The organism is Streptomyces sp. MK37H, assembly GCF_018035285.1.
Lineage (GTDB): Bacteria > Actinomycetota > Actinomycetes > Streptomycetales > Streptomycetaceae > Streptomyces > Streptomyces endocoffeicus.
Genome location: NZ_JAAAYH010000449.1, coordinates 1 through 7,095 on the forward strand (window position 1 = coordinate 1; position 7,095 = coordinate 7,095).

Consider the following 7,095-nt stretch of genomic DNA (forward strand, 5'->3'; position numbering starts at 1 on the left):
CGTCCCGCTCGACCGCCGGACGCAGCGTGCTGGACAGCGCCTGCCGGGTCATCCGATGGGCGTTGCGCTCCGGGTCGAAGAGGGTCCAGCGCGCCTTGCCGTCCTCCTTCGCCCAGTACAGCGTGGTGTCCGCGGCCTGCATCAGCCAGGTGGTGTGGGTGCCGGCCGCGGGCCGCTCCACCACGCCGATGCTCGCCGACACCGACAGCCGCTGTCCGCCCACGTCGAACGGCTCCTGCAGGGTGGCCAGCACTGTCCGGGCGAGGTCGCACAGCTGCTCGGTGCCGGTGGAGTTGCGGACCAGCAGGGCGAACTCGTCCCCGCCGAGCCGCGCCACCAGATGGCCACCGGGCGCCGCGCAGTCGGTGAGCCGCTGGGCGACCGCGCCGAGCAGCCGGTCGCCGACCCGGTGGCCGAGGGTGTCGTTGACCGCCTTGAAGCCGTCCAGGTCGAGATAGCAGAGACCGATCCGGCCAGTGCCCCCGTGGTCGTAGGTGGCCGCCTCCAGCGCCCTGGTCATCCGCTCGAAGAAGAGGCTGCGGTTGGGCAGCCGGGTCACCGGGTCGTGCATCTGCAGATGACGCAGCCGCCCCTGGAGGTCCCGCTGGTCGCTGATGTCGGCCATCGACAGCAGCAGACTGCAGCTGTCCGGCGCGGGCTCGACGGTGATCTCGGCCCACAGGGCATGGCCGTCGCCGCGCCGCAGCCGCCGGGTGCGGCGCAGCCGCGCGGCACGGCCGCCGAGGACGTCCAGGTACTCCCGCCAGGTGCGCGGATCCTCCCGCAGCTCGGCCAGGTCCGCCGCGCTGCGGGTGATCAGCAGGGCCGGATCGGTACCGAGCAGGGCGCCGAGCGCGGGGTTGGCGTCGAGCACCCTGCCCTCGCGGTCGACGACGGCCATGGCGAGGCGCGCCACATTGAAGGCGGCGCGGTAGTCGCCGGGCGCCGGGCCGGTCGTGGGACCGGTGGTATGCCCGGTGGTGGGCCCGGTGGTATGCCCCGCCGTGGGCCCGGTGGTATGCCCCGTTGGGTGCCCCGCGCCCGGGGGCGTGCCGGGGGCCGGGGGCGTGCCCAGGACCGACGGCGCGCCGGGGGCCGGACGGGGTGCGCCGGGGTCCTCCGCGACCGGAAGGACGCTCGGCATAGCCTCACGCTCTGTGATCGTCGGCAGTGTCGCGCCCGGGGCGCGTCCCTGCCCGTCGGGTGTTCCGCTCACCGCTCGCTCCCGTGTGGCGTTTGTTGTGTCCAGGTTGTTCGTACACATCTTGTGCATGTCTCACACCGGGTGCCGGGCCGACCGTAAGTGCCTGCCTGAAGGGGGATTCCCCGTTGGAAAGGTGCCGATCATAGGGGCTCGTACTCCGGGCGTTCCATCGATGTCATCGCGCTCACCGCCGCCTTGACAATGTGTTTGGTCGTATCTGTCCGACTCTGCGCGGGCCAACAGCCGCTCTGACCGATTGTGACCGTCTGTTACGTACCCGGATCGCGGCCTCTTCACTCGACCAGCCCAACCCAACAGGGCGTACCCCGCCAATTCACCTCAGGGTGGAGTGGGTGTTCCGACTATGCCCGGGAGGTCGACATGGTGCGTCCTCAGGTACCCGAGGGGGTGCACCGGCAGCCTCGGCTGCGTCGGACCGGAGCCCTGCTCACCTCGCTGAGCGCGCTCATCGCGACCACCGTGGTGGCGGGCCCCGCCGTCGCGGCCGGCCCCGGCGGGCCCTGTGACCTGGAACGCACCGATGCCCACCACTCGGAGGGCGTGGACACCTGGAACTCCCGCTATCCGCGCCCGGTACGCCGCCTGGACGCGGCAATGGTCTTCCTGTCCTTCCCGGACGCCCGGCCCCGGGTGACCCCCGCCCAGCTGGCCGCCGACCACATCCCCGCGACCCCCAATTTCTTCAAACGGGCCTCCTACGGGAAGTTCGGCTTACGCGTGCATCCGCTGCGGCGCTGGATCGCCATGCCCCAGCGCTCCACCGCGTACGCCATACAGCGCGACTGGAACGCCCAGCGCCGCGCGGCCTATCTGCGCGACGCCATCGCGGCCGCCGATCCGCACCTCGACTTCGCCCGCTACGACCTCGTCTATCTGGTCGCCGACCCCGACGCCCCCGGTGTGGACGCCGACGCGACGAAAGTGGTCAACTTCGAAAAGCCACTGCGCGCGGACGGTGTCGATCTGCGCCGCCTGGTCACCGTTTTCGAGCACCATCCGCCGGACCGCAATGTGCTGGCCCATGAGACCGGGCACGTCTTCGACCTGCCCGACCTCTACCACCGGCCGAAGGACACCGACGGCAACGCCGAATGGGACACCTACGTCGGCGACTGGGACCTGATGGGAAGCCAGTTCGGCATGGCACCCGATCCGTTCGGCTGGCACAAGTGGAAGCTCGGCTGGCTCGGCGCGCGCCAGGTGGCCTGCGACCGCGCCACCGGGCCGCGCCGATACACCCTCCAGCCGCTCGCCGCCCCCATGGCGCGCGGCCGGTCCGGCCCCGACACCCGCACCCGGCTGGTCGTGGTCCGCACCGGGCCCACCACCGCGCTGGCCATCGAGGCGCGCGGCGGCAGCGGCAACGACGCGGGCACCTGCACCGAGGGCGTGCTGGTCTACCGCGTCCGCAACGACAAGGCGTCGGGCGACGGCCCCGTCCAGGTGCTGGACGGCCACCCCGCCACCTCCGCCTGCTGGAACGAGTCGGTCTACCCCGAACTCGCCGACGCCCCGCTCGGCGTCGGGGACACCATGTCGGTCAAGGAGGACTCCGTACGGATCACGGTGGCGGGCCGCGCCGCCGACGGGGGCTGGACCGTCCGGGTCAACCGCCGGGCGCGCTGATGACGGCTGATGACGGGACCGCGACGGCCCCGCGGGCCGCTGCCGGACCCGCGCCGATGAAGCAGGTCGGGCCGCTGACGGACCCCCGCCGAGGTCCGGGGCGCGCTCCTAACCGTTGATCAAGTCGGCTTCGAGGTTGCGCTTCGAGACTGTGGGCCCCTTTTCGACGTCGGGCGCCCGGGAGTTGAGAATGCCGCGATACGCGAATCTGGCCGAGGCCCTGAAGGAACGGGCCCTCCGGTGCCCCGACGGCACGGCGCTCGCCCACCCCGCCCCCGATGGCACCGAACACCACGTGTCCTACGCCGCGCTCGACGCCCGCGCCGACGCCGTGGCCGCCTGGCTACGCGCCCGCGACGCCACCGGCCGCCGGGTGCTGCTCGCCATGGACCCCGGTCCGTGCGCCGCGGTGGCGCTGCTCGGCTGTCTGTACGCGGGGGCCGTCGCGGTGCCCGTGCCCGCGCCGTCCGTCTCCCGGACCGATGCCGAGCGCACCGCCTCGATCGTCCGGGACGCCGCCGTGGACCTCGTCCTCACCGAGACCGCCCACGCCACCGAGACCTCCCGCCGGCTCTCCCGAATCGGCCGCGCCGGTCTGACCTGCCTCGCCGTCGACGGACTCCGCCCCGACGCGAGCGCCGACACGCCCCGGCAACCCCTCCGCACCACCGCCGACAGCCTCGCGCTGCTCGCCTACGACTCCGGGCCCGCAACCGCCCCCCGCGGCGCCCTGCTGACGCATGGCAACCTTACGGCGGCCATGGCCGGGCTGCGGCGGACGCTCGGCACCGACCGCCGCTCCCGGATCGGCGGCTGGCTGCCCCGCTGCCACACCCCCGGGCTGATCGGGCAGGTGCTGCACCCCTTATGGCTGGGCGCCACCGCCGTGACACTTCCGGCGGAGCCGTACCGCACCGATCCGCTCGGCTGGCTGCGCGCCATCAGCCGCCACGGCATCACCGAAACCCTCGCGCCCGACATCCTCCACGCCCGCTGCGCCGCCCTCCTCGACGACGAGCCACCGGCCGGGCTCGACCTCTCCCGCTGGCGGACCGCGCTGAACGCCGGGGAGCCGGTCTCGGCCGGGACCATGGCCGCCTTCCCCCACCGCTGCGCCCCGCTGGGCCTGCGCCCGGGCACCCTGGTGGCCGGGTACGTCCCGGCCGAGGGGGCGCCGGTGCCGCTGGCCACGGGGCGCGCACCGGTGCCGGGCGCGGACTTCGCCGTCGTGGACCCGCTGACCGGGCGCCGGCTGCCGGACGGGGCGCCCGGGGAGATCTGGGTGCGCGGCCCCGCCGTCGCCACCGGCCACTGGGGCCGTCCGTCGGACACCGCACTGCTGTTCGCCGCCCGGGTCGCCGAAGGTCCTGGCGGCTTCCTGCGCACCGGCGATCTCGGCCTTACGGTCAACGGCCGGCTCCGGATGACCGGCCGGGTCCGCGACGCCCTCCTGGTGGACGGCCGCACCCTCCACCCCCAGGACGTGGAGCGCGAACTGCTGGGCTGCGCCAAGGCGCTGGGGTCGGCCCGGGTGTTCTGCGCGGGGCCCGGCGCGGGGGCGCTGGTGGTCGTCCAGGAGGTCGTCCGTACGGCGGGCGGGGCACGCACCGGGCTGCCCCGGCTGGCAGCCCGGATCCGCGCGCTGATCGCGGAGGAGTTCGGGGTCGAGACCGGCGCGCTGCTGCTGGTGCGCCCCGGCACCGTGCGCGGGACGGGAACCGCCAAGATCCGGCGCGCCCTGCTGCGCGAGCGCTATCTCCGGGGTGAAGTGCGCGCGCTGCACGCCGAGTTCGGACCGGGAGTCGGTGAGCCCTGCCGGGGTGGTGCGGCGTGAATAGGGGGCGCGCGGTCGCGTTCGCGCTACGGGATAGGCGTTCGACGGGCGTATTTCCCCGCGAATCGATGGAATGACTGAGAGGGCGGGGGAATAATCGCCATGCGGGGTGAGGCCGGGCGGGGAAAACAGGGGGCGGCATGGTCAGGGTGCTGATCGCGGAAGACATGCATATGTTGCGCAAGGCACTGGTCGCCCTGCTGGAATTCGAACCGGATATCGATGTGGTGGCCGAATTCTCCAACGGCGCCGAGATCCTGCCGCGCGCCCGTGAACTCCGCCCGGACGTCGCCGTGCTCGACATCGATCTGCCGGGCGTGGACGGGCTCACCGCCGCGGCCGAATTGAGCACCGCCGTCCCCGAATGCCGCACCATGATGCTCACCAGCCTCGGCCGCCCCGGAAATCTGCGCCGGGCGCTGGCCGCCCATGTCTCCGGCTTTCTGCTGAAGGACAGCAGCCCGGAGAAGCTGAGCGACGCCATCCGCGCCGTCGCCAAGGGCGAGCGGGTGATCGATCCCCAGCTCGCGCTGGCCGCCCTGGACGACGGTCCGCAGCCGCTGACCCCGCGTGAGCTGGAGGTCCTGCGGTTCGCCGCGAAGGGCGAGGACTCCGGGCAGATCGCGGCCAAGCTGTTTCTGTCGGTGGGCACGGTGCGCAATTATCTGACGTCCGCCGTGACCAAGCTGGACGCCCGCAATCGGGTGGACGCCATCCGGATCGCCCGCGAGGCGGGCTGGCTGTAAGACGGCGTACGGCGTCCCCGCGTGCTGGTCAGGCCGTCAGGCTTCCGTTACGCCGTCAGGGGCCGTTACGCCGTCAGGGGCCGCTACGCCGTTGGGCCCCGTTACGCCGTCACGGTCGGCCCTGGGCCGTACTCCCGGCCGCTCCGCGGCGGCGCGTCCACGGACACATCCAGTTCCGCCCGTAACTCGAACCAGCCGTCCGACCGTACGCCCGCGCGCAGCCGCCCGCCGAGGTTCTCCACCCGCACCCGGAGGTTGCCGATGCCGCTGCCGCCGTCCGAGCTGTCGGCGCGCAGGATCGTGGACGGCCGGCCCACCCCGTCGTTGACGAGGGTCAGCGACACCCGGTGCCCACTGCGCCGCGCCTCGACCGCGCAGTGGTCGGCCTTGCTGTGGCGCAGCACATTGGTCAGCCCCTCGCGCAACACGCTCGCCAGCACCGTGTCCGCCAGCTCCGGCAGCGGTCCGCAGTCGATCTCGGCCGTGGCGCTGATGCCCGCCGCGGCCAGCATCGAACGGGCCGTCGCCGCCTCCGCCGACAGCGACATCTTGCGATAGCCGCTGGCCACCGCCCGTACGTCGGCGAGGGCCTGACGGGAGGTCTGCAGGATCTCCGAGAGCTCCTGCTGCGCGCGGGAGTTCTGCCGGGGCACCAGCCGGTGCACCAGCTCGCATTTGAGGGTGATCGTGGACAGGCTGTAGCCCAGCAGATCGTGCACATCCCGGGAGAACCGCAGCCGCTCCTGGGCGACCGCCAGCCGGGCCAGCTCCGCCCGGGACCGGGACACCTCGGCGACCAGCCCGGACAGCCGCGAGAGCCCGAAGACCACCAGCCCGGTCAACGCGGTGGAGACCGTGGTGTACGCGACCTGACCCCAGCCGAAGCCCACCTGGAACAGCAGCACGTCCGTGCACAGCAGGATGGCCGCGAACGCGGGCCACGCCAGCGCCGGGACCAGCACCAGCAGCGAGGAGCCGGCCAGGAAGCCCGGCATGCCCAGCCAGGCGTGCTTGAAGATGGCGAAGGGGGCGAAGGTCAGCACCGCCTGGAGCGCCAGCGTCCAGCGCCGCGCACCGCTGAGCCGGGGCGCGAGGCCGGGGAAGGAGTGCAGCATCTGGAGGCAGAGCAGCACGGTCATCGGCAGCAGCGCAAGACCGAGCATCGCCGCGTCGACCGATCTGCCCGAACGATTGCCGTCGACCACGTAGGTGACGGCCACGGCGAAGTACCCCACCAGCACGAGGACCGTGATGACCACGGCCAGACGCGGCGCCAGACCGTCCTGGTGGCGCGGTGGATGGTTCCCGGCATCGTCGGGCAAGAGACTCCCCTGCACTCGTCCTCCGGATGGTCGGGCCGGATTGGGTGGCTTGCCCGAGAGTATCCGATCTTCACCTGGGGTGGAGAGGCCCTGTGGAAGGCTCATGGTGTACGCAGAGTTACCCGTTATCACGGGGGATCACAGGAAAAACGGAATCGGGTTGAGGTCCGCGTAGGGCGTGGGCCCCGGCAGCCGGCCGAGTGCCACGGGGGCGTCGAAGAGCCGACCGGGCGCGAACCGGGCCCAGTGCGGGCGCATTCCGGGCACCAGCACCTTGGCCACCGGCAGCCCCACATCCGGCCGGGTCTGGTCCAGCACCAGCAGTTCCATCCCGCGCTCGCG

6 protein-coding genes are annotated in these 7,095 nt (G+C 72.8%); 3 read left to right on the top strand and 3 right to left on the bottom strand.

What is annotated here, in order from left to right; genetic code table 11:
* Positions 1 to 1,273, bottom strand: a 1,273-nt coding sequence (locus GWI24_RS37380; RefSeq protein ID WP_374103387.1) for a diguanylate cyclase domain-containing protein, incomplete at its 3' end; no start/stop codon positions are given.
* 312 nt (positions 1,274 to 1,585) lie between these two features.
* On the opposite strand from GWI24_RS37380, the gene GWI24_RS37385 reads away from it, so the two are divergent.
* The 3 genes from GWI24_RS37385 (at position 1,586) to GWI24_RS37395 (ending at position 5,431) form a co-directional block, all read left to right on the top strand.
* Positions 1,586 to 2,851 carry a M6 family metalloprotease domain-containing protein gene (locus GWI24_RS37385; protein ID WP_210950493.1) on the top strand — a complete coding sequence of 422 codons (1,266 nt, stop codon included), beginning with the start codon at positions 1,586 to 1,588 and terminating at the stop codon, positions 2,849 to 2,851.
* A 190-nt stretch (positions 2,852 to 3,041) separates the two neighbouring features.
* Positions 3,042 to 4,685 carry an AMP-binding protein gene (locus GWI24_RS37390; protein ID WP_210950494.1) on the top strand — a complete coding sequence of 548 codons (1,644 nt, stop codon included), beginning with the start codon at positions 3,042 to 3,044 and terminating at the stop codon, positions 4,683 to 4,685.
* Between the two features lie 140 nt (positions 4,686 to 4,825).
* Positions 4,826 to 5,431, top strand: a complete 606-nt coding sequence (locus GWI24_RS37395; protein WP_037953161.1) for a DNA-binding response regulator — start codon at positions 4,826 to 4,828, stop codon at positions 5,429 to 5,431.
* A 101-nt stretch (positions 5,432 to 5,532) separates the two neighbouring features.
* Here the strand turns inward: GWI24_RS37395 and GWI24_RS37400 are convergent, their stop codons facing one another.
* A complete protein-coding gene (locus GWI24_RS37400) occupies positions 5,533 to 6,753 on the bottom strand; it encodes a sensor histidine kinase (protein ID WP_247617425.1) in 1,221 nt (406 codons plus the stop codon).
* A 138-nt stretch (positions 6,754 to 6,891) separates the two neighbouring features.
* A partial coding sequence (locus tag GWI24_RS37405; RefSeq protein WP_210950496.1) for a YcaO-like family protein occupies positions 6,892 to 7,095 on the bottom strand: 204 nt, incomplete at its 5' end.